The organism is Bacillus sp. V3-13, from assembly GCF_002860165.1.
GTDB lineage: Bacteria > Bacillota > Bacilli > Bacillales > Cytobacillaceae > Bacillus_BJ.
Genome location: NZ_PGUZ01000072.1, coordinates 1 through 1,663, shown reverse-complemented (window position 1 = coordinate 1,663; position 1,663 = coordinate 1). Strand labels below are relative to the sequence as shown.

At 40.0% G+C, this 1,663-nt stretch carries 1 protein-coding gene; it reads right to left on the bottom strand.

The genetic code is table 11. The features are described from left to right. Positions 1 to 104: 104 nt before the first annotated feature. Positions 105 to 1,361, bottom strand: coding sequence for an IS110 family transposase (locus CU633_RS20205; RefSeq protein WP_101662361.1), 1,257 nt, complete (start codon positions 1,359 to 1,361; stop codon positions 105 to 107). Positions 1,362 to 1,663: the final 302 nt, after the last annotated feature.

Sequence of the window (1,663 nt, the reverse complement as noted above, 5' to 3'; positions counted from 1 at the left end):
TAGTTTGAAAGAACCCAGAAATATGTCATAAGTAAAAAGTGCGCATAACAAAATAAGCCTACTGCAAAAGTGGACTTGGAAAAAAATGTATTAAAGTAAAAATATCAAGCGTGTACACGCTTATCGGGGATCTGGTAACCTAAGTTTTCCAGATATCGTATAGCCATATCCTCCGTGATCTGAGGTGCATAAGTAGGTGTTGGTTTGGAGTCCATATTGTATAACTCATCATTAAATGGCTCATTTTTATCAAGCATATGGTAAATACAAATGAGTAGCTTATGGGCAATCGCAATAATCGCTTTTTTGTGACCTCGACGTTTCTTAATTTGATCATAACGGATTTTGAAGTAAGGACACTCTTTACTTTTAATGACAGCATTTGCACATTGGACCAACAAAGGCTTGATGTAAAGGCCAGCTCGCGAAACACGGACCGATTTTTTCTTTCCGGCACTTTCATTGTTTTGCGGTGTAAGCCCCGCCCAGGAACATAGATGTTTATCGGAAAGAAACACAGACATATCCATGCCGATTTCCCCAAGAATAGCAATAGCCGTAAAGATATCTTTAATACCTGGCAAGGATAAAATCAATTCGATTTGCGGCAAGTAGGGCTGAACTAATTTTAAAACAACGGATTCAATATCGGCGATGTGCTTCTCAATGCTGTCAATATGGTCAAGGCACACGCGCATCTTATCGGCTTGTGGCTTGGTCAAATTCCCATGAATGGATTTTACAATGGTGTCTGTTTTGTTTTTCATCTTTCCGTGTAACATCGATGAAACATCGAAATCCGTATCATCAGGGTGATCAAGAATATGATGAATAATTCGCATAGAACTTACACCGAAAGTATCCGAAACGACACTGGAAATCATAATGTTGGAAACGGTAAGAGAGTTTTGAACACGGTTTTTCTCGCTCGACTTAAAGTTGATGAGTTTAAACCGGTACCGCATTAAATCTCGAATTTGACGAATGGGCAGAGGTGGTATAAAACTGCCGGGAACCAAGCCGTGTTTGTGTAGGTCGCAAAGCCAAATCGAATCTTTTTTATCGGTTTTCTTGCCGCGAATACCCTTCACATATTTTGGGTTAGCAACGACAACCTCACAGTCGTGCTCCAAAATATTAAACACAGGGTGCCAATACTTGCCTGTAGACTCCATACAGACATGGTTGCAAGATTGGGATTTCAGCCAATCTAGAAGATGGTGCAAATCCTCCGTAAAAGTTGAAAATCGCTTCGTTTGGTACTCGGTAACCCCCGATTGGTTCGTCGTACCTACCGTTGCAATAACAAACTTTTTGTGGACATCAATTCCACAGCAAATAGGGTAAACAATTTTGAGCATAAACACATCCCCACTAAAATTTATAGTGGATAAAGCAGACATTGACTGTTTGCCACATAATAAACGGGAATTGTTTATACAAGGATTAGTTTACGTGCTCGATGGCACACTTATTTGTACTTGAAAATGGCAAACGGCACATCTTATTATGCGGGCAGTATGAAACTGCACCACTCACCTCCCCGTGCTCTGTAGTGTATCTGCTTATCCAAATACATTATAGCAACCATTAGCAGGGTTAGAGAGTACTTTCATTAAATTTTTGTGCCTTGAGCACAGCGAAAGGAATGAAACTTATTATG